The sequence below is a fragment of the Pantoea conspicua genome (assembly GCF_002095315.1).
Classification (GTDB): domain Bacteria; phylum Pseudomonadota; class Gammaproteobacteria; order Enterobacterales; family Enterobacteriaceae; genus Pantoea; species Pantoea conspicua.
In genome coordinates this window covers 42,259-62,927 of the sequence record NZ_MLFN01000015.1, presented here as the reverse complement: position 1 = coordinate 62,927, position 20,669 = coordinate 42,259, and the positions used below count along the sequence as shown (strand labels likewise).

Here is a 20,669-nt window from a genome sequence, read left to right as displayed (position 1 = left end):
ACGGCATCAGCCCACACTGTGCTCAAGGCTGATGGCTAACAATTTCTGGGCTTCCACGGCAAATTCCAGTGGCAGCTCCGAAAACACGTCTTTACAGAAGCCGTTCACGATCATCGAGATGGCATCTTCTTCACTGATACCGCGCTGCAGACAGTAGAACATCTGATCTTCGCCGATACGTGAGGTGGTGGCTTCGTGCTCAAGCTGGGCCGTATTGTTGCGGGTTTCAACATACGGGAACGTATGTGCACCACAGTCCGGGCCAATCAGCATTGAGTCACACTGGGTAAAGTTACGCGCGTTAGTGGCGGTCGGCATGATTTTCACCAGGCCGCGATAGGTGTTTTCACTTTTACCGGCAGAAATCCCTTTCGAGATAATGGTCGATTTAGTGTTTTTACCGATGTGAATCATCTTGGTACCGGTGTCCGCCTGCTGGTGGCCGCTGGTCAGCGCTACCGAGTAGAACTCGCCGACCGAGTAATCACCGCGCAGAATGCAGCTCGGGTATTTCCAGGTGATGGCTGAACCGGTTTCTGACTGCGTCCAGGACATCTTGCTGTGGTCGCCTTCACACAGCGCACGCTTGGTGACGAAGTTGAGGATACCGCCCTCGCCTTCGCCGCCCGGGAACCAGTTTTGCACCGTCGAGTATTTTACTTCGGCATTTTTATGGATGATCACTTCCACTACCGCTGCATGCAGCTGGTAGCTGTCACGGACCGGTGCTGAACAACCTTCGATGTAGCTGACATAACTGCCTTCATCAGCAATCAGGATGGTGCGTTCGAACTGACCGGTTTTCGCTGCGTTGATGCGGAAATAGGTCGACAGCTCCATCGGGCAGCGCACGCCTTTCGGGATATAAACAAAGGTCCCGTCTGAGGCGACGGCCGAGTTCAGTGCAGCAAAGAAGTTATCGTTGGCCGGGACCACCGTGCCGAGATACTGCTTCACCAGCTCCGGGTGTTCATGAATCGCTTCGCCAAATGAACAGAAGATGATCCCCTGCTCCGCCAGTTTGCCGCGATAGGTGGTGGAAACCGAGACGGAGTCGAAAATGGCATCAACCGCCACTTCACGTCCTTCACGCACCGGTACACCCAGCTGGTTAAAGGCATTTTCCACTTCCTGCGTCAGATAATCGCTGGCCGGCGCACTGCCTGATGCCTGGGTTGCTCCCGGCTCAGAAGCGCAGCTGTCATCGCAATTACCGCACGACGGTGCGGAATAGTAGCTGTAATCCTGGTAATCGAGTTTCTCGTAATGCGCTTTCAGCCAGTGCGGCTCTTCCATTTCAAGCCAGGCACGGAAAGCTTTAAGACGAAACTCCAGCATCCACTCTGGCTCGTTACGCTTGGCCGAAATTGCGCGCACCACATCTTCATTGATGCCGTTGGCAAATTCTTCGGTCTGCAATTGGGTAAAGAAGCCCTCTTTGTAATTGAGCTTGCCTTCCCAGATTTGTACATCGTCAGATGTTTCGCTGTGTCGTGACATATTTCACTTACTCGACGCCAAAACTCTCGCCACACCCGCAGGCGTGCTGAGCTTTAGGGTTATTGAATTTAAAAATCTGATTCAGGCCTTCGCGAACGTAATCCACTTCGGTGCCATCAACAAATGGCATCGCCTGAAGCGGCACAAACAGGGTTGCGCCGTGGAACGAGAACTGCAGATCGTCATCGACTGGCTCTTTCACCAGATCCATGACGTAACCAAATCCGGCGCAGCCGGATTGTTTCACGCCTACCCGCAGTCCCTTGACATCAGGGTCCTGAGCAGCCAGATTGAGAATTTGTTGCGCTGCGGTTTCAGTCAGCGTCAGCCCTTTCCAGACGAAATCGTCGGGTGAGAAAGAGTCTGCATTAACGGATGCCATGTTGATACCTCTTGAGTCCGGACCTTTTCAGGCTATCCCCCTATGGTAGTGATCTGACTGATCACTTCAACCTCTTGTTTTGCAGGGATAATCATCTTGTGCTGTTTTATTCGCCCGTTTATTAAGCATAGACCCTTCAACTCACTTTGCGGTGAGACAGAACACAGGAAGAGTCCCGATATAACCTATTAATAAATCACTCTTTTTAAAAAAATCACTTTCCATAAAAGCGGTTATTGATAGGTTACGCCTTTCTGCGATGTAAACGGAATGTTATTTCCGATTATATCGAGAGGTCATATAAATCGTTAAATTTTTCTGCCGCCGCAATTGCAATCCCGACCCGGTTGCATATGATAATTATTATCATTCATATTCAGGGTGGCGTTATGACGCTTTCTGTCTCTGCCTGGCTGCAGCATAAAATTGACGAGTACACATTTTCGGTGCGCGATATCACCGTCGACTTCTACCTGGCGCAGGCCAGACTTGACCGGGCCGACTGTTCCCTTCAGCAATTACGTCAGTTTAATGATACCTGTCTGGATATGGCAGAAGTCTGCCAGCTGAACGGAGATGACCAGAGCTACCTGCATGCGATGGGCAAACTGCATCATCGGCTGGTGCAGGAGATGGGCAATAGCGACCGCGACCGCCTGTTTCGCATTCAGGCCTACCAGCTGGCGCGTCTATCCCTGACTCGTCTCTGCCATCAGCTGGCAATGATCGGTGAATGGGACAAAGCCACCGCGCTGCAAAGCGAATTTATGCGTCACGCGGGCTGGATATTCTAATCCAGCCACGTCGTGACGTCGCGCACAATTTTTTTACATAAGTTCTAATAATGCCTGCAGCGGATGACGCATCCCGTTTCCTTCCACGCGTTTAACCTGGCTGCGACAGGAGTAACCCGTGGCCAGACAGCGCTGGCGCGGCAGCCGCTGCAGTTGCGGATGCCAGGAGAGGGCGTAGATCCCCAGTGAGTTCTCATGATTTTTGGTTTCATGGCCGTAGGTTCCTGCCATACCACAGCAACCGACGTTGATGTTCTCCAGCTTTGCGCCAAAACGGGAAAAAATCTCCTGCCACTGATTGGGCGCGGAAGGCAACGCCGTCACTTCAGTACAGTGTCCAAACAGATACCATGACTCTCCGCTGGTAGCCTGCACCGCGCGTTCAGCCAGCGCCTGCTGTAGCCACTCATGCACCAGCAAGACGCTGAATTCGCCGCGCGCCTCACCCAGCGTCTGATGATACTCATCGCGGTAACAAAGCACCGTGGCGGGATCGACCCCAACCATCGGCATTCCCAGTTTTGCCACCCGGTTGAGGAAGTCAGCGGTACGGCTGGCGGTGCGGGCGAAACGTTGCAGGAAACCTTTCACATGCTGCGCTTTGCCATTCGGCGAGAACGGCAGCAGAACCGGTCGGTAACCCAGCTTCTCAATCAGCCGGATAAAGTCATTCACCAGCTGCGCTTCGTAGAAACTGGTAAACGGGTCCTGCACCACCAGCACAGTGTCAGCGCGTTCAGCTAGCGGTAGCCGCTCCAGTTGCTCCAGCGTCATGTTCATCGCCGGATGGCCACTGAGCTGCTGTTTCAGCGTCGGTGAGGAGAGCAGCGGCAGATCGACCATGCCAATCTGCGTTTTGCTCAGCTCTTTCAGCCATGGCTGCTGCAGGAAGAAGTTAAAGATTTTGGGCGCTTTCGCCATCAGCGGCGCGTAGCTTTCGACTGCCGCTACCAGATGATCGCTGACCGGCCGCAGATAACGGGTGTGGTAGAGCTGTAAGAAGCGCGAGCGGAAGCTTGGGACGTCAATTTTGATTGGGCATTGGGTTGAGCAGGCTTTACAGGCCAGACAGCCCGACATTGCCTCTTTGACCTCATGCGAAAAATCGTATTCGCCTTTACTGGCATGCCAGCTGTTGCGGGTACGGGCGATCAGCGCCCGCAGCGACAGTCGGTTCTCCGGCAGTTGCTGCTCCAGCACCAGCGGATCAACGCCCTGATTTGCCAGCAGTCGCAACCATTCACGGGTCAGCGTCGCTCGCCCTTTCGGAGAATGGATACGGTTACGGGTGATCTTCATCGACGGACACATCGGGCTGCGGGCATCAAAGTTAAAGCACAGACCGTTGCCGTTACACTCCATCGCACCGCGCCATTCATCGCGTACCGTGACCGGAATCTGGCGGTCAAACGTGCCACGCTTCTCCGCATCGACCTGCATCATCTCGTCATTGCTGTCAAACGGGGTGCAGATTTTGCCCGGGTTAAGGCGGTTATACGGATCGAATGCCGCTTTGATGCGGCGCAGTTCATTAAACAGGGTATCGCCAAAAAATGCCGGGCTGTACTGCGCGCGGAATCCTTTCCCGTGCTCTCCCCACAGCAGGCCACCGTAGCGCGCCGTCAGGGCCACCACTTCATCGGAGATCTGTTTCATCATCATCTCCTGCTGTGGATCGCACATATCCAGCGCCGGACGAACATGCAGCACACCCGCGTCTACGTGGCCGAACATGCCATAACTCAGCCCGTGGCTATCGAGCAAGGCGCGAAATTCAACAATGTAATCAGCCAGTCTCTCTGGCGGCACAGCGGTATCTTCCACAAACGGGATGGGCTTAGCACGACCTTTGGCATTTCCCAGCAGTCCGACCGCTTTTTTGCGCATATTATAAATGCGCTCAATGCCCTGCAGATCGTCGCAGAACTGATAACCGATGACGCCGCCCTGCTGTTGTGCCATCAGCGCATCCAGACGCGCGCACAGCTGACTGATTTGGCTGTCGATCAACGCGGCATTGTCACCGGCAAATTCGACAATATTCAGGCCCAGCATCTCCTTATCCGGCACGTCGGTAATCAGTTCCCGCACCGAATGCCAGACGATATCTTCACGCGCCAGATTCAGCACTTTCGAATCGACGGTTTCAACCGACAGCGCCCGCGCTTCAACCATAAAAGGCGCATTGCGCAGTGCCGAATCGAATGAATCATATTTGATGTTGACCAACCGGCGTACTTTCGGCAGCGGCGTAATGTCCAGCCGGGCCTCGGTGATAAAGGCCAGCGTCCCTTCGGCACCGCATAGCAGGCGCGTTAAATCAAAGGTTTGCATATCGTCGCTGAAGACGTGTCGCAGATCATAACCGGTCAGAAAACGGTTCAGGCGCGGGAATTTTTCCAGAATCAGCGCGCGCTGTTCACGACAACGGGTCAGCACCTGCTGATAGATTCGTCCTTCCGGCGTGGCCGTGCGGGCCAGCGTTTCGGCCAGTGCGGTCGCCATCGGCCGGGTATCAAGGATATCGCCTCCCAGCAGAACAGCACGCAGTCCAATGACATGATCGGAGGTTTTACCATAAACCAGCGACCCCTGGCCGGAGGCATCGGTATTGATCATGCCGCCCAGCGTGGCGCGATTACTGGTTGAGAGCTCGGGCGAGAAGAAGAAGCCAAACGGTTTAAGATAAGCATTCAACTGATCTTTAATCACGCCCGCTTCTACCCGCACCCAGCCTTCATCAACGTTAATCTCCAGGATGCGGTTCATGTAGCGCGACATATCCACCACAATGCCCTGATTCAGCGACTGGCCGTTGGTGCCGGTGCCGCCGCCGCGTGGCGTGAACACCAGGCGTTCAAAGCGTGACTCGCCAGCCAGCCGGGCGATCAACGCAACATCGGCGGTTGAGCGTGGAAACAGTGCCGCATCGGGCAACAGCTGATAGATGCTGTTATCGGTAGAGAGCGAAAGGCGATCAGCGTAGCTGGTGGCGGTATCGCCGGTAAAACCCTGCTCTTTCAGCGACTCAAGGAATGTCAGCACCAGTTGAACCAGGCCCGGCGCCTGCGAAATCTGTGGGATCATGATTGTCTGACCGAAGATGTTGTAAACGTTTGCGTTTGCGCGTTTGCGGTCCCTCGTTTTATCACATTTTTTCAGCGCCTGCCGTTTTTTCAGGAAAGGTAAAAACCTTTCCCCGCGGCTCTGTTTAATCCGCAGTAAATAGATCATGATAAAAACGGGCGCAGAGAGCCCGGCAATGAAGGATTTGGATGAGGTTATGAATCAATGATGAAAAGCCTGTATCGGGACATGGATTTACCGCAGATTCTGTTTACCCTGATGTTTATTCTGTTACTGATCATCGCCTGTTTATGGGTGGTACAGCCCTTTATTCTGGGGTTTGCCTGGGCCAGCATGGTGGTGATCGCCACCTGGCCACTGATGCTCAGACTACAACGGCTGTTATGGGGGCGTCGTTCACTGGCGGTGATCGCCATGACCCTGCTGCTGTTACTGCTGTTTATTATCCCGATTGCCCTGCTGGTCAGTAGCCTGATCGATAACAGCGCACCGGTGGTAGCCTGGGTAACGCAGGGGCACCTGATGCCACAGTTGTTATGGATTAATGATGTGCCGATGGTGGGCAGTAAACTTTACAGCAGCTATCACAAACTGGTGGAAGGCGGCGGCTCCGGCATCATGGCAAAAGTGCAGCCCTATATTGGCCGTACCACCGGTTTCTTTGTCGCGCAGGCTGGCCATTTCGGCCGCTTTATGATTCATCTGGCCGTCATGCTGCTGTTCAGCGTGTTGCTCTACTGGCGTGGCGAACAGGCCGCGCAGGGCATTCGCCACTTCGCGTTCCGCATGGCCGGACGACGTGGCGATGCTGCGGTACTGCTGGCGGCACAGTCGATCCGCGCCGTGGCGCTGGGGGTGGTTGTCACCGCACTGGTACAGGGCGTGCTGGGCGGTATTGGTCTGGCGATCTCAGGTATTCCTTATGCCACGCTGTTAACGGTGCTGATGATCCTCTGTTGCCTGGTGCAGATTGGTCCACTGCTGGTGCTGGTGCCTGCCATTATTTATCTCTACTGGAGCGGCGATACCACCTGGGGCACCGTGCTGCTGGTCTGGAGTTGCGTCGTCGGCACGCTGGATAATGTGCTGCGACCGGTGCTGATTCGGATGGGTGCTGACCTGCCGATGATTCTGATCCTGTCCGGTGTCATCGGTGGCCTGTTCGCGTTTGGTATGATTGGCCTGTTTATCGGTCCGGTGGTGCTGGCGGTCTCTTATCGCCTGGTGTCCGTCTGGGTACATGAAGCACCCGCCCCCGACGACGACCCGCTGGCCGTGGCGGAGTCCCTCTCCGACCATGATGAAACCCTGCCTTAACGCCCTTTGAGCAATGATTAGTGCGGTTAATGATCATTAACCGCACCGATTCTTCCTCCTCACCTTTATGCTGTTTTCCATTAGCGGTTTTTAAGAAAAAAGCCATGTTTAGTCAGGAATGCCCCATTCCGGGTTAAAAAAGATTATTTTCCGCACTGTTTCTTAAGTGAAATGCGCCATAAAAGGTGACAAAAGATTATCGGCCTTAAACTAATAAGAGGATTCTTAAAGACGCCAGCCGGTCTGGTGAATAACATGTTTCCTATGTTCGAAATCATCTTACTGATTTCTAAACAACCTTCTTCCCCTGAGTAGAGTAAAGAATTGCTGTGTGTAGTCTTTGCCCATCCCCTGTGATGGGCTTTTTTTTGCCCGCAATACAGCCATCTGATAAAAAAAAGGCCAGCAAAGCTGGCCTTTTTACTGCAATCGGGATCGTTGTCAGGCTGTTTTATTGAGCTGCGCCAGGCTGACCCAGGTCTCCACCACGGTGTCCGGGTTGAGCGACAAACTGTCTATCCCTTCTTCCATCAGCCAGGCGGCAAAGTCCTGATGATCCGACGGTCCCTGACCGCAAATCCCGACATACTTGCCCTGCTTTTTCGCCGCCTTGATTGCCATTGAAAGCAACGCCTTAACCGCGTCGTTACGCTCATCAAACAGCGCGGAAACCACGCCAGAATCACGGTCCAGTCCCAGTGTCAGCTGTGTCATATCATTGGAGCCAATCGAGAAGCCGTCAAAGTGCTGCAGGAACTGCTCAGCCAGCAGGGCGTTCGACGGGATTTCACACATCATAATCACCTTCAGCCCATTCTCGCCGCGCTTCAGTCCCTGCCGAGCCAGCTCTTCTACCACCGCCTGCGCCTGATCGACGGTACGCACGAACGGTACCATGATCTCAATGTTGGTGAGGCCCATCTCATTACGCACCCGTTTCACCGCTTCACACTCCAGCGCGAAACAATCACGGAAGCTGTCGGCGACATAACGGCCAGCGCCGCGAAAGCCGAGCATCGGGTTTTCCTCTTCCGGCTCGTAACGTTCCCCTCCGACCAGATTGGCGTATTCGTTAGTTTTAAAGTCGGAAAGGCGCACAATTACCCGTTTCGGTGCAAAAGCGGCACCAAGAGTGGCAATTCCTTCAGTGAGACGACCGATATAAAACTCAACCGGATCGTCGAATCCTTTCATCAGCTTGCGAATCTGCTGCTGCAGTTCCGGCGTCTGCTGATCAAACTCCAGCAGGCTTTAGGGTGGACGCCAATCATGCGGTTAATGATAAATTCCAGCCGCGCCAGACCAACACCTTCATTTGGCAGACAGGCGAAGTCAAAAGCCCGGTCAGGGTTGCCGACGTTCATCATAATTTTCAGCGGCAGCTCTGGCAGGGAATCGACCTGCGAACTGGTAACGTCAAAGTCGAGCAGCTGATCGTAGACATAGCCCGTATCCCCTTCAGCGCAGGAGACCGTTACTTTATGACCTTCTTTCAGCCGATCGGTGGCATCCCCGCAGCCGACCACTGCCGGAATACCCAGCTCACGCGCAATGATCGCGGCATGACAAGTACGACCGCCACGGTTGGTGACGATGGCCGAGGCTTTTTTCATGATCGGTTCCCAGTCCGGGTCGGTCATGTCTGTTACCAGCACATCGCCTTTTTCAATCCGGTTCATTTCGCTGATGTCGTGGATCACTTTCACTTCACCCGCACCGATACGATGACCAATTGCACGACCTTCAACCACCACGCTACCCTGACCCTGCAGCGTATAGCGCTCCATCACCTGACCGTTCGAGCGCACCGTTTCAGGCCGCGCCTGAACGATAAATAGCTTGCCGGTATGACCATCTTTGGCCCATTCGATATCCATCGGACGCTGATAATGTTGTTCGATCAGTACTGCCTGCTGCGCCAGTGCCTGCACTTCGTCATCCGAGAGGCAGAAGCGATCGCGTTCAGTCTCTGGCACATCTTCTATCCGGACCTGTTCGCCATGCGCCAGGGAATCGGCGTAGACCATGCGCACTTTTTTCGACCCCATGTTGCGACGGACAATCGCCGGACGACCCGCCGCCAGCGTTGGTTTATGCACATAGAACTCATCCGGGTTGACCGCGCCCTGTACCACCATCTCACCCAGGCCCAGTGCAGCGGTGATGAAGACCACCTGATCGAAGCCGGATTCGGTATCGATAGTAAACATCACACCGGAAGCAGCCAGGTCGGAACGCACCATGCGCTGAATGCCCGCTGACAGCGCGACACCCCGGTGGTCATAACCCTGATGAACACGGTAGGAAATGGCGCGATCGTTAAACAGCGAGGCGTAAACATGCTTCACCGCCACCATCACCGCATCAATGCCCTGCACGTTCAGGAACGTTTCCTGCTGGCCGGCAAATGAGGCATCGGGCATATCTTCGGCGGTCGCCGATGAACGAACGGCGAAAGAGGCGTCTGCATCATCAGAAGAGAGTTGCTGGTAGGCCTCAAGGATCGCCGCTTCCAGTTCTGGCAGGAACGGCGTTTCGACTATCCACTGACGAATCTGCTTACCGGCTTTCGCCAGCGCATCAACATCATCAATATCGGTGCTATCCAGTAATGCATAAATGCGCTGGTTCAGTCCGCTTTGATCGAGAAACAGGTTGAAGGCGTAGGATGTAGTCGCAAAACCATTGGGTACCGAAACCCCCAGCGACGACAGATTGGTAATCATTTCACCCAGAGAAGCATTTTTGCCTCCCACCCGATCAACATCATGCATGCCAAGCTGGTTATACCAGAGCACTAGCGGCTGTTCGCCTTTATTGGACATTGAGCTTATCCTTTATCAATGAATGGGCACATGGAATATTCTGCAATCAACCCATTCAGCCTGGCATAACCCCCTGTCAATAACGATCTGTTGAATCGTTAAAGCAGAATATCGGCAACAGATTCGGAATTGTGCACGGCTTAATTTTCTGTTGCGCAAGCCGCTTATTTTAAGCTAAATGACTGATGCAACAGTAAATGGCCCATTTTCAGTCACTTAATAATTGATTTTTGTTGCGCAACAGGCGCAATGCCTGTTTTTATTGCCATTGAAAGTCATCACGAAATTATGCGAAATGAAACACCCTTTCATTTTTGCTGCTGTGCTAAAACAGTGCGGCAATACAAAAAAATGAAAAATTCATAACAGAATAATATGGATTATTTATTTTATCTCGCGGCGCAGACTGACCGCTCACTCTTTTCAGAGGCCGATACGTCATGAGTACTGACAGAAGCGTTTTTTATATTTCCGATGGCACCGCCATCACCGCCGAAGTGCTGGGCCATGCAGTGCTCTCCCAGTTCCCGGTCAACATTACCAGCCTGACGCTGCCGTTCGTTGAAAACGTTCAGCGGGCGCAGGCGGTTAAAGCGCAGATTAATGCGCTCTATCAGCAGAGCGGCGTACGACCGCTGGTGTTCTTCTCTATTGTTACGCCGGAAGTGCGCGATATCATCGTGCAGAGTGAAGGATTTTGTCAGGATATCGTGCAGGCGCTGGTGGCGCCGTTACAACAGGAACTGGGGCTGTCGCCGGCCCCGGTGGCGCATCGCACTCACGGTCTGGATGCCAGTAATCTCGGTAAATACGATGCGCGTATCGCCGCCATTGACTACACCCTGGCGCACGACGACGGCATCTCACTGCGCGGTCTGGAAGATGCTCAGGTGATTTTGCTGGGGGTATCGCGCTGTGGCAAAACCCCCACCAGCCTCTACCTGGCGATGCAGTTTGGTATCCGCGCCGCCAACTATCCTTTCATCGCCGATGATATGGATAACCTCAAACTGCCGCCGGCGCTGCGCGCCCATCAGCACAAACTGTTCGGGCTGACCATCGATCCGGAACGACTGGCCGCGATTCGACAGGAGCGCGCGGAAAATACCCGTTACGCCTCAATGCGCCAGTGCCGGCTCGAGGTGGGCGAAGTGGAAGCACTGTTCCGCACCCATCAGATTCGCTATCTCAACAGCACCAACTACTCGGTGGAAGAGATCGCCACCAAAATCCTCGACATTATGGGGCTGACCCGCCGCATGTATTAACACGCTTTCCACGGCGGTGATGTAAAGCGTCGCTGCCGTCGGTTTTGATTTCATTATTAATTCCCGGGTTGAATTCGCAGGCTAATGGTTTATTGTGACCACCATCACTTCCCGGTATTTCACCGTTGCGAAGAATCGTTTTCGAGAAACTCATGAACAAAACCGACGAACTGCGTACCGCCCGCATTGGCAGTCTGATTACGCCTGTCAGCCTGGCGGCTGACCATCCTGTTTCTGCCGCCATTGCGGATAATGTCACCGCCGCCCGCCAGCGCATCGCCCGTATCCTGACCGGTGAAGATCCGCGTCTGCTGGTGGTTATCGGCCCCTGCTCCCTGCACGATCCGAAAGCGGCGCTGGAGTATGCGGAGCGCCTGAATGTCCTGCGCGTGCGCTATCAGGATCGACTGGAGATCGTGATGCGCGCCTACTTTGAGAAGCCCCGCACCGTGGTGGGCTGGAAAGGCCTGATCTCCGATCCCGACCTGGACGGCAGCTATGATGTGAACCGGGGTATCGGTATTGCCCGCCAGTTGCTGATTGATATCAATGCCCTTGGCTTGCCGACCGCAACAGAATTTCTTGATATGGTGATCGGACAGTTTATTGCCGATTTGATCAGCTGGGGCGCTATAGGCGCACGCACCACTGAAAGTCAGATTCACCGTGAAATGGCGTCGGCACTCTCCTGCCCGGTCGGGTTTAAAAACGGTACTGACGGCAACGTGCGTATCGCGGTGGATGCGATTCGCGCTGCCCGCGCCAGCCATATGTTTCTGTCGCCGGATAAGCAGGGCCAGATGACCATTTATCAGACCAGCGGTAACCCGCATGGTCATGTGATCCTGCGTGGTGGCAAGCAGCCAAACTATCAGGCCGCTGATGTGGCGGCCGCAGCGGCCAGTCTGGCGGAGTTTAATTTACCGCAACAACTGGTGATCGACTTCAGCCACGGCAACTGCCTGAAGCAGCATCGCCGCCAGCTTGATGTGGCGGCGGATGTGGCCCAGCAGATTGAGACCGGATCGCGGGCGGTGGCTGGCGTGATGATTGAGAGCTTCCTGCAGGAGGGCAATCAGAAAGTGGTGGGCGGTCAACCGCTGGTTTACGGTCAGTCAATCACCGATCCCTGCCTCGGCTGGCAGGAGAGTGAAGCGGTGCTTGCCCTGCTCGCCGACGCGGTCTCCCGCCGTTTCTGAGTTAACTGGAGCAGCTGACCTCTAACGTTTTCCCCCAGTCTGGCGGCCGTTGACGATATTCAGCGGCGGTCAGATCGCTGAAAGGCTGCTGCAGCGCCTGGTGCAACCGCGCCAGTGCGCCCTGCTCTCCACGCTCGGCCTCTTCAATCGCCTGTTGTGCCAGATAGTTTCGCAGCACCACCGCTGGATTTGACGACTTCATCAGCGCCTGGCGCGTCTCATCGCGACTTTCCTCCTGCAATAAGCGCGCACGATAACGCTGGTACCAGCTATCAAACGCTTCACGAGCGATAAACTCATCACGCAGCGGTGAACGGGTTTCAGCCTGTTGTGTCTCACTTAACAGCCTGAAGGTCAGCGTGTAATCGCTGTGCTCTCTGGTCATCAGCGCCAGCAGTTCCGTCAGAATTTCATTGTCACCGCTTTCTGCCGTCAGCAAGCCGAGCTTAGCCCGCATCCGTTCGCCCCATACCCGCATCAGTTCCGGCTCGTAAACGCTCAGCGCCTGCTTCAGTTGTTCAGTGGTCATCAGCCCGGACAGCGCATGTGCCAGCCGGTTGAGATTCCACAGGCCGATCATCGGCTGGTTTTCAAAGCTGTAGCGGCCCTGATAATCGCTGTGATTGCAGATGTAGTCGGGCTGGTAATCATCCAGGAAGCCGAACGGACCGTAATCGAGCGTCAGGCCCAGAATCGACATGTTATCGGTGTTCATGACACCATGAGCAAAACCGACACTCTGCCACAGCGCGATCAGGCGCGCGGTGCGCAGGACCACGTCGGTAAACCACAACTGGTAGCGGTCCGCCTCTTCCTGCCACTGCGGCCAGTGGTGGCGAATGGCGTAATCGGCCAGCTGCTGCACTTTCTCCTGCTGCTGACTATAGAAGAAGTGCTCAAAGTGGCCGAAGCGCAGATGGCTCGGTGAAATCCGCATCAGCATGGCGCCACGCTCCGGCGTTTCGCGATAAACCGGTTCATCGCCAATGGATAAGGTCAGTGCGCGCGTGGTGGGGATCCCAGATGATGCAGCGCTTCAGAGGCCAGAAATTCACGCACGCTGGAGCGTATCACTGCACGACCGTCGCCCATGCGCGAATAGGGCGTCAGGCCCGCCCCTTTCAGATGCCAGTCGAGTTTGCTGCCATCCCCCAGCCGCTGCTCACCGAGCAGGATGCCACGGCCATCGCCCAGCTGACCGGCCCAGACACCAAACTGATGTCCGCTGTAGACCTGAGCCAGCGGCTGCATGCCGGGCAATAAGGCGGCGCCCTGCCAGACATCATGGCCGTCACCGGTAAACAGCGTCTCATCCAGTCCCATTTCGGTGGCCAGCGGGGCATTATGGTAAAGCAGGCGTCCGCCTGCCAGCGGGGTTGGGTTCAGTGCGGTGTAACACCCTGTCAGCTCGCGGAACCAGGTGTTATCAAAAGAGATCTTGCCAGTGGACATTGTTTCTCCCATGCGACGCTCAGCGATACGTCGTTCAGCTAAAACCTTCAGTGTAACGCTGATATCGGGGATTAAACAGGTCGCATCAGCCTGGATGCAAAGAGGAAGGCACGCGATTGTCAGCGCAGACCAGGGAAGACAACGCATCGGATTTAACCACCGGGAATAGCGCGCCCTGCAGATGCACACCGTTAAGCTGCAGAGCTTTATCCAACAGGCGATCGTCGTCTATGCCACAAATAATAATCTTATCGCAGTGAGAGCGGAAGTTATCGACAATACTTTGAATAAAGGGGACGAACGAAGCCCGTTTTGCCAGCGAGTGAATAAATCCTTTATCAAGACTGATGCAGGTAAACAAATTATCGTAAACCGCATTGGCGGGTGATTTGCCGGCACCAAAATGTGAAAGCGATAAATTAAATTCAGCGCTCAGGCTCTGCAGCAACCTATTATTTCTGCCCAGTTTAAGTTGCGGAAACGTTTCAGTGATATCCAGCATCACAAAAGGCAGCTGTTTTATTTTTCGCATCAGTAATTCATTTTCCAGCAGGGTATGGGCCATCCCTTCGTCAATACGAATTAATGCGGCAATCGCGTGCGAATCAAATAGCACGCGATTCTGTTCCAGTAAACCGATTTGACTTTGTAACAGCCGCAGCTGCTGCGATTTGTCCAGCTGTGGCAGCAGCAGGTCCTGCGGCAGAGTGATAGGTGCACTCTCATGCACAAACTGGGTTACCAGCTCGACAGCGGTCAGCCGCCCATCTACATCACAGGCAGGATAGAACCAAATTTCCGACTGATAGTCGGCCGATAAGTGAATTTTCATTTCTACTGCCAGAATAAGCGGCGATGGTGATATCCTATCTGAATGGATACACGCAGGCAATAGGACCAAATCATTGAAGAGATGGACTTCTTTACCCTTCCACCGCCGTTTGCCATCGGGTAATCACGCTTAAGCCAAATAATGCTAATCAAAACCGGGTTATTAGTGGAATTAAAGATGCATTTATTATGATTAATTAAATCCCGGCGGGATAAATATCATTTTAAATAAAACTTTTACCGGCGGGTTCAGCTCTGTTTAAAATTGGACTTAAGTCAGCTTCTGCCAGGCCGCGATTAAATGCGCCGCGCCTGCCAGAACACTTTACGCCAGTAGACATTATCCAGCGAAGAGCGGATCACACCCTGGCTGGTCGACGCATGGATAAAGGCGTTGTCGGTATCGTAAATTCCGACGTGCAGGCCATTTTCTCCCCTGCCGGTTTTAAAGAACACCAAATCGCCAGGCAGCAGATCGTCTTTACTGATCCGCGTACCGATGTCGCTCTGCGCTGCCGTGGTACGGGGTAGTTGCAGCGCGAATTTGTCGCGGAAGGTGAGATAGACAAAACCAGAGCAATCAACACCGTTGCGGCTCATACCGCCATAACGATAAGGGGTGCCACGCCAGTTGCCAAGCTGGTCATTCAGCTCTGCAATCACGGTGATCGAATCGGAAAGACGGCCATTAATGGGCGGCGCGTGATGACTGCATCCCGTCAGTAGCAGAACCAAAATCAGCAAAGCCAGGCGCATCGCCAAATGTCCTTATCAGAAGTTACGACCGGTTTAATGTAGCGGGAAAGCGCGCCGGGTGGCAAGTGTCAGGGCTGTACCATCAGCAGCGTGCGCCCTTCTGTTTCCAGCTGGCGAAACGCTATCTGATACAGCGGGGCCAGCTGCGCCGGGGTCAGTACCGCCGCTGGTGTCCCCTGGGCGACAACCTCGCCCTGATGCATCAGCCAGACGCAATCGGCCCGTTGCAGGCTGTGATTGAGATCGTGGCTGCTGGCGATCACGCTGATGCCCGCGGCACAGAGTCCGGCAATCAGATCATCCACCGCTTTCTGCTGCGCCAGATCCAGTGCCGTTAATGGCTCATCGAGTATCAGTAACCGGCCGCGCGGATTGATCTGCGGATCGATCTGAGCACAGACCGCCGCCAGCCGGACGCGCTGCCACTCGCCACCTGAGAGCTGGCTCAGCAAACGGGATAACTTGTCATCCAGCTGCAGCCGTTGTAGCAGCGTTGCCAGTCGCTCATCCGCGCGGGGGTCATCCGGTTGCAGATGCAGGCGTAAATAGTGCCAGACCGGCATCTGACTGAGCGGTAACTGCTGCTGAGGCAGCCAGCCACGTACCCGTGCCAGCGCCTTCCCGCTCCATTCACTTAACGGACGCTCGTCCAGCAGCACGCTGCCATCAGTGGCTTGCAGACCGGCAATCACACTCAGTAAGGTGCTCTTGCCGGCACCGTTCGGCCCCACCAGATGCAGCAACTGCCCGGCATCCAGCGTACTGCTAAACGGCAGTAGCCGTCCGGAGACGGCCACCTGTTTCAGCCGGAGCAGCATTTACTTTGCCAGTGCCTGCTTGATAGTTTCCAGAATGATCGGATCTTCCGGCGTCATATCGGGCGCAAAGCGCTGAATGATAGTGCCATCGCGACCAATCAGGAATTTTTCAAAGTTCCACAGGATATCGCCTGGCGCTTTCGGACCGCGTCCCTTGCTCACCTGGCGCTCGTAGAAGCCGCTGCCTTCCGGACGTACCGCCTCGGGACGCGCCGCCACCAGTTGTGCATAGAGCGGATGACGATGCTCGCCATTGATGTCCGTCTTCTCAAACATCGGGAACGTCACGCCATAAGTGGTGCTGCAGAAGGTTTTGATCTCCTCGCTGCTGCCCGGTTCCTGCTCAAGAAACTGATTGCAGGGAAAGCCCAGCACGCTGAAACCAGCGTCCTGCCAGGCTTTTTGCAGATTTTCCAGCTCCTCATACTGCGGTGTCAGACCGCATTTCGACGCCACATTGACCACCAGCAGCACCTTGCCCTGCCACTGTGACAGCGTGGTTTTTTCCCCATCAAGCGTAACCAGTTCAGTTTGATAAATGCTCATTCTGGATTCCTATCGTGGATGTTAAATAACCAGCCGAGGCTAGCGTGAAGATTTAACCAGTAGCGCAATAAACAGCGGCGCACCGAGCGTCGCGGTCACCACGCCGATCGGCAATTCCGCCGCGGTCAGCGCCAGACGGGCGATGATATCAGCGCCCAGCAGTACACCGGCACCGGCCAGCGCAGATGCCGGTAGCAGATAGCGGTGATCGCTGATGCCGCTCAGACGCAGCAGGTGCGGGATAACCAGCCCGACAAAGCCAATGGCACCCGCCATCGCTACACTGACGCCCACCAGCCAGCCCATCGCCAGCACCAGCAGATTGCGCCAGTAGAACAGCGACAGGCCAAGCTGCCGCGCCGAGGTCTCGCCCAGTGCCAGCAGATTCAGTATCCGACCGCTGCCGTTCAGCGCCAGCATCACCGGCAACACGCCCAGCATCATCCAGCCGTAACGCCAGTCAATCCCGCTGAATCCGCCCATCATCCAGTACATCAGCTGACGTAAATCGAGACTGGTACTGAAGTAGACGGCCCAGGTCATGATGGCGCTGCAGATGATGCCCAGCGCGACGCCGGTCAGCAGCAGCCGGGTGACAGAGAGCTGGCGATGGGCGAAATGCAGCAGAATCAGGGTAACGATCAGTGCGCCAGCTATCGCGGCGAGGCTCAGGCTCCACAGCGATCCGCTGCCGAGCAGGACCCCGAGTACCAGCCCGATCCCGGCGCCATTCGAGACGCCAAGCAGCCCCGGCTCTGCCAGCGGATTAGTAAACAGCGCCTGCATCACCACGCCGCACACCGCCAGCGAGGCACCAACCAGCACCACCGCCAGGCTGCGCGGCAGCCGCAGCTGCCAGACAAACAGCCGGCCGCTGTCACTCAGCCAGCGGGAAGGCGCAATCCAGCTATCGCCGGCGCACAGGCTGACAACAAGCAGCGCAAGCAGCGCAATACTCAGTCCCACCAGCCATTTCTGACTGCGGCGGTCGGCCTGGTGAGCAAGCTGGTCTAGCAGAGACATAAGCGGGATTAGCTGAGAAAACAGTGATTTGATTGTAGAGGGATTGCAGAAAAAAGAAAGGCTGGCAGTGATGCGATCAGGCTCAGCGGTTATATGGCAGGGGAAGACGGTGATAATGGAGTAATAAAAAAGGCCGCTTGCGCGGCCTTTTTGAAACGCTGAAATCAGTCAGTTTCTTTGGGTGTGGCGTTCTCTACGCGGCTTTTCAACTTCTGCCCTGGGCGGAAGGTTACTACGCGACGCGCAGTAATCGGAATATCTTCCCCCGTTTTCGGGTTTCTGCCAGGACGCTGGTTTTTGTCGCGCAGGTCGAAATTACCAAACCCAGACAGTTTTACCTGTTCTCCATTTTCCAAAGCGCGGCGTACCTCTTCAAAAAACAGCTCTACCAACTCTTTCGCATCGCGTTTGCTCAGCCCGAGTTTTTCAAACAGGTACTCTGACATTTCAGCTTTTGTAAGCGCCATAGGTTCAATCCCTCAAGGTTGCCTGGAATCGCTCTTTTAATGCCGCAACGCATTTGCCAACGGTCGCGGCAATCTCCTCTTCTTCGAGTGTCCGGCTGGTATCCTGCAAAATCAGGCTGATTGCGAGGCTCTTGTAACCCTCAGAAACGCCCTTACCGCGGTACACGTCAAACAAGTTTACGCCAACTACCTGATTTACGCCAACTTTCTTACACTCCGCGATGATATCTGCTGCAGGGACGTTTTCAGCCACCACAACAGCAATGTCACGACGGTTCGCCGGGAAGCGTGAAATCTCGCGCGCATCAGGCAGGACGCGGTCTGCGACCTTATTCCAAAGCAGTTCAAAGACTAAGGTGCGGCCATTGAGATCAAGCTTACGTTCCAGCTCAGGATGAACCACTCCGATAAATCCGATTCGTTCATCATGTAAATAAATCGCAGCGCTCTGTCCTGGGTGCAACGCCGGATTGGCTTCAGCACGGAAGCTGATGTCATCCAGTTTGCCGGTTAAATCGAGCAGCGATTCTAAATCGCCTTTTAAATCATAGAAGTCAACCGTCTGCCGCGCCAGATCCCAGTGCTCTTCAGCACGGTTGCCGCTCAGTACACCAGCCAGCATAAGATCCTGACGGATGCCGAGATCGGCCTGGGTATCCGGCACAAAGCGCAATCCGCTCTCAAACAGACGCACCCGGCTCTGCTGACGGTTCTGGTTATAGACCACTGCGCTAAGTAAACCGGTCCACAGTGACAGACGCATGGTCGACATATCACTTGAGATCGGGCTTGGCAGCAGCAGCGCCTCTTCACCCGGATGCAGCAGCTGTTGGATTTTCGGATCAACAAAACTGTAGGTAATCGCTTCCTGATAGCCCTTGTCGACCAGCAGGGTTTTGGCACGCTTCAGCGACAGGTTCGCTTCGCGGTGCCTGGTCATCACCAGGCCGGCCTGAACCGGCACGTCCGGAATGTTGTTGTAGCCATAAATACGTGCCACTTCTTCGACCAGATCTTCTTCAATCGCCATGTCAAAACGCCAGCTCGGCGCAACCGCCTGCCACTGGCCTTCAGCCACGCTGACCTGACAACCGAGACGGGTCAGAATATCGGTCACCTGCTCATCCGGGATGACGTGACCAATCAGACGGTCCAGCTTCTCACGACGCAGAGTGATGGTAGCCTGCGGCGGTAACGCAGCCTGCCGGGTCTGATCGATGATCGGGCCCGCTTCGCCACCACAAATCTCTAACAGCAGCGCAGTCGCACGCTCCAGAGCCATGTGTTGCAGTGCCGGGTCTACGCCACGCTCATAGCGATGTGACGCATCGGTATGCAGGCCATGACGACGCGCACGGCCGGTAATCGAGAGCGGATCAAAAAAGGCGCACTCAAACAGGATATTCTGCGTTTCGCTGTTCACACCGGAATGCTCGCCACCAAAAATACCGGCCATCGCCAGCGCTTTATGGTGATCGGCGATCACTAAGGTATCGCTCTGCAGCGTGGCTTCGGTGCCGTCCAGCAGCGTCAGGGTTTCGCCCTCTTTCGCCATCCGCACCACGATCCCGCCATCAATGCGGTCGAGATCAAAGGCATGCATCGGCTGACCCAGCTCCAGCAGCACATAGTTAGTGATGTCGACGATCGGGTCGATAGAGCGAATACCACAGCGGCGCAGCTTCTCTTTCATCCACAGCGGAGTAGCCGCCGTGACGTTGACGCCTTTCACGACGCGGCCCAGATAGCGCGGGCAGGCATCGGTCGCATCGACCCGAATCGGGAAGGTTTCGCTCAGAGTGGCCGCGACCGGTGTGATCTCAGGCATATTGAGCGGCAGGCCATTCAGTACCGCCACATCACGCGCAATACCGATGATACCCAGACAGTCGGCACGGTTCGGCGTAACGCTGATTTCGATGGTGTTGTCATTCAGCTGCAGATAGTCGCGGATGTCAGACCCAATCGGCGCGTCCGCTGGCAGTTCAATAATACCGTTGTGATCGTCGGAAATACCCAGCTCGGAGAAGGAGCAGAGCATCCCTTCGGACGGTTCGCCACGCAGTTTCGCGGCTTTGATTTTGAAATCACCCGGCAGCACGGCGCCTACCGTTGCTACGGCGACTTTCAGGCCCTGACGGCAGTTTGGCGCGCCACAGACGATATCCAACAGGCGATCGCCGCCAACGTTAATTTTGGTCACGCGCAGCTTGTCGGCGTTCGGGTGCTGACCGCACTCCACCACTTCACCCACTACCACGCCGTGAAACGCACCCGCGACCGGGTCAACGCCATCCACTTCCAGACCGGCCATGGTGATTTGCTCAGACAGCGCCGCGCTGTCCAGGGCTGGATTTACCCATTCGCGTAACCAGAGTTCACTGAATTTCATTGGATAACCTGC

Annotated in this window: 14 protein-coding genes, 1 other RNA gene and 2 pseudogenes; 5 read left to right on the top strand and 12 right to left on the bottom strand. The window is 55.1% G+C overall.

The window, feature by feature from the left end; all coding sequences use genetic code 11:
• Nucleotides 1-6: 6 nt before the first annotated feature.
• The gene (sufB, locus tag HA41_RS07950) at nucleotides 7-1,500 is read right to left on the bottom strand and encodes a Fe-S cluster assembly protein SufB (RefSeq protein WP_094120314.1); all 1,494 of its coding nucleotides are present in this window, start codon (nucleotides 1,498-1,500) and stop codon (nucleotides 7-9) included.
• Between the two features lie 7 nt (nucleotides 1,501-1,507).
• Complete coding sequence (gene sufA, locus HA41_RS07945) at nucleotides 1,508-1,882, bottom strand: Fe-S cluster assembly scaffold SufA (protein ID WP_094120313.1); 375 nt, start codon at nucleotides 1,880-1,882, stop codon at nucleotides 1,508-1,510.
• Between the two features lie 389 nt (nucleotides 1,883-2,271).
• On the opposite strand from sufA, the gene HA41_RS07940 reads away from it, so the two are divergent.
• Nucleotides 2,272-2,676, top strand: a complete 405-nt coding sequence (locus HA41_RS07940; RefSeq protein WP_094120321.1) for a hypothetical protein — start codon at nucleotides 2,272-2,274, stop codon at nucleotides 2,674-2,676.
• 33 nt (nucleotides 2,677-2,709) lie between these two features.
• Here HA41_RS07940 and ydiJ read toward each other — a convergent pair whose 3' ends face one another.
• Complete coding sequence (gene ydiJ / locus HA41_RS07935) at nucleotides 2,710-5,763, bottom strand: D-2-hydroxyglutarate dehydrogenase YdiJ (RefSeq protein ID WP_094120320.1); 3,054 nt, start codon at nucleotides 5,761-5,763, stop codon at nucleotides 2,710-2,712.
• Nucleotides 5,764-5,970: 207 nt separating this feature from the next.
• Between ydiJ and ydiK the strand changes: the two genes are divergently transcribed.
• Together ydiK and rprA are read left to right on the top strand one after the other, a co-directional pair.
• Nucleotides 5,971-7,080, top strand: a complete 1,110-nt coding sequence (gene ydiK / locus HA41_RS07930) for an AI-2E family transporter YdiK (protein WP_143807289.1) — start codon at nucleotides 5,971-5,973, stop codon at nucleotides 7,078-7,080.
• 264 nt (nucleotides 7,081-7,344) lie between these two features.
• An RNA gene (gene rprA, locus HA41_RS07925) (antisense sRNA RprA) lies at nucleotides 7,345-7,452 on the top strand.
• A 69-nt stretch (nucleotides 7,453-7,521) separates the two neighbouring features.
• Here rprA and ppsA read toward each other — a convergent pair.
• Nucleotides 7,522-9,905 (bottom strand): annotated as a pseudogene (gene ppsA / locus HA41_RS07920) (phosphoenolpyruvate synthase).
• Nucleotides 9,906-10,345: 440 nt separating this feature from the next.
• On the opposite strand from ppsA, the gene ppsR reads away from it, so the two are divergent.
• Entirely contained in the window at nucleotides 10,346-11,173 is an 828-nt protein-coding gene (ppsR, locus tag HA41_RS07915) for a posphoenolpyruvate synthetase regulatory kinase/phosphorylase PpsR (RefSeq protein ID WP_094120311.1), read from the top strand.
• Nucleotides 11,174-11,325: 152 nt separating this feature from the next.
• Complete coding sequence (locus tag HA41_RS07910; RefSeq protein ID WP_094120310.1) at nucleotides 11,326-12,372, top strand: 3-deoxy-7-phosphoheptulonate synthase; 1,047 nt, start codon at nucleotides 11,326-11,328, stop codon at nucleotides 12,370-12,372.
• Between the two features lies 1 nt (nucleotide 12,373).
• On the opposite strand, the pseudogene HA41_RS07905 reads toward HA41_RS07910, so the two are convergent.
• The 8 genes and pseudogenes from HA41_RS07905 to pheT all read right to left on the bottom strand — a co-directional run bounded on the left by HA41_RS07905 (nucleotide 12,374) and on the right by pheT (nucleotide 20,657).
• A pseudogene (locus tag HA41_RS07905) lies at nucleotides 12,374-13,824 on the bottom strand (protein adenylyltransferase SelO).
• 85 nt (nucleotides 13,825-13,909) lie between these two features.
• The gene (locus HA41_RS07900; protein WP_094120309.1) at nucleotides 13,910-14,656 is read right to left on the bottom strand and encodes an EAL domain-containing protein; all 747 of its coding nucleotides are present in this window, start codon (nucleotides 14,654-14,656) and stop codon (nucleotides 13,910-13,912) included.
• A 296-nt stretch (nucleotides 14,657-14,952) separates the two neighbouring features.
• Nucleotides 14,953-15,411 (bottom strand): C40 family peptidase, encoded by a 459-nt coding sequence (locus HA41_RS07895; protein WP_094120308.1) that lies wholly within the window; start codon nucleotides 15,409-15,411, stop codon nucleotides 14,953-14,955.
• Nucleotides 15,412-15,479: 68 nt separating this feature from the next.
• Entirely contained in the window at nucleotides 15,480-16,229 is a 750-nt protein-coding gene (btuD, locus tag HA41_RS07890; protein ID WP_094120307.1) for a vitamin B12 ABC transporter ATP-binding protein BtuD, read from the bottom strand.
• Nucleotides 16,230-16,775: a glutathione peroxidase gene (locus HA41_RS07885; RefSeq protein WP_094120306.1), complete on the bottom strand. Its 546-nt coding sequence runs from the start codon at nucleotides 16,773-16,775 to the stop codon at nucleotides 16,230-16,232. It lies immediately after the preceding gene.
• 39 nt (nucleotides 16,776-16,814) lie between these two features.
• Nucleotides 16,815-17,798 (bottom strand): vitamin B12 ABC transporter permease BtuC, encoded by a 984-nt coding sequence (gene btuC / locus HA41_RS07880; protein ID WP_094120305.1) that lies wholly within the window; start codon nucleotides 17,796-17,798, stop codon nucleotides 16,815-16,817.
• A 164-nt stretch (nucleotides 17,799-17,962) separates the two neighbouring features.
• The gene (gene ihfA / locus HA41_RS07875; RefSeq protein ID WP_003853259.1) at nucleotides 17,963-18,265 is read right to left on the bottom strand and encodes an integration host factor subunit alpha; all 303 of its coding nucleotides are present in this window, start codon (nucleotides 18,263-18,265) and stop codon (nucleotides 17,963-17,965) included.
• 4 nt (nucleotides 18,266-18,269) lie between these two features.
• Nucleotides 18,270-20,657 (bottom strand): phenylalanine--tRNA ligase subunit beta, encoded by a 2,388-nt coding sequence (gene pheT / locus HA41_RS07870; protein WP_094120304.1) that lies wholly within the window; start codon nucleotides 20,655-20,657, stop codon nucleotides 18,270-18,272.
• Nucleotides 20,658-20,669: the final 12 nt, after the last annotated feature.

Excerpts from the sequence above, each read along its gene's own strand:
- ppsR (WP_094120311.1), top strand. The coding sequence starts at position 10,346 with ATGAGTACTGACAGAAGCGTTTTTTATATTTCCGATGGCACCGCCATC.
- btuD (WP_094120307.1), bottom strand. The coding sequence starts at position 16,229 with ATGCTGCTCCGGCTGAAACAGGTGGCCGTCTCCGGACGGCTACTGCCG.
- ihfA (WP_003853259.1), bottom strand. The coding sequence starts at position 18,265 with ATGGCGCTTACAAAAGCTGAAATGTCAGAGTACCTGTTTGAAAAACTC.
- pheT (WP_094120304.1), bottom strand. The coding sequence starts at position 20,657 with ATGAAATTCAGTGAACTCTGGTTACGCGAATGGGTAAATCCAGCCCTG.
- btuC (WP_094120305.1), bottom strand. The coding sequence starts at position 17,798 with ATGTCTCTGCTAGACCAGCTTGCTCACCAGGCCGACCGCCGCAGTCAG.
- ydiK (WP_143807289.1), top strand. The coding sequence starts at position 5,971 with ATGAAAAGCCTGTATCGGGACATGGATTTACCGCAGATTCTGTTTACC.
- sufA (WP_094120313.1), bottom strand. The coding sequence starts at position 1,882 with ATGGCATCCGTTAATGCAGACTCTTTCTCACCCGACGATTTCGTCTGG.
- HA41_RS07900 (WP_094120309.1), bottom strand. The coding sequence starts at position 14,656 with ATGAAAATTCACTTATCGGCCGACTATCAGTCGGAAATTTGGTTCTAT.
- sufB (WP_094120314.1), bottom strand. The coding sequence starts at position 1,500 with ATGTCACGACACAGCGAAACATCTGACGATGTACAAATCTGGGAAGGC.
- HA41_RS07910 (WP_094120310.1), top strand. The coding sequence starts at position 11,326 with ATGAACAAAACCGACGAACTGCGTACCGCCCGCATTGGCAGTCTGATT.
- HA41_RS07940 (WP_094120321.1), top strand. The coding sequence starts at position 2,272 with ATGACGCTTTCTGTCTCTGCCTGGCTGCAGCATAAAATTGACGAGTAC.
- ydiJ (WP_094120320.1), bottom strand. The coding sequence starts at position 5,763 with ATGATCCCACAGATTTCGCAGGCGCCGGGCCTGGTTCAACTGGTGCTG.
- HA41_RS07895 (WP_094120308.1), bottom strand. The coding sequence starts at position 15,411 with ATGCGCCTGGCTTTGCTGATTTTGGTTCTGCTACTGACGGGATGCAGT.
- HA41_RS07885 (WP_094120306.1), bottom strand. The coding sequence starts at position 16,775 with ATGAGCATTTATCAAACTGAACTGGTTACGCTTGATGGGGAAAAAACC.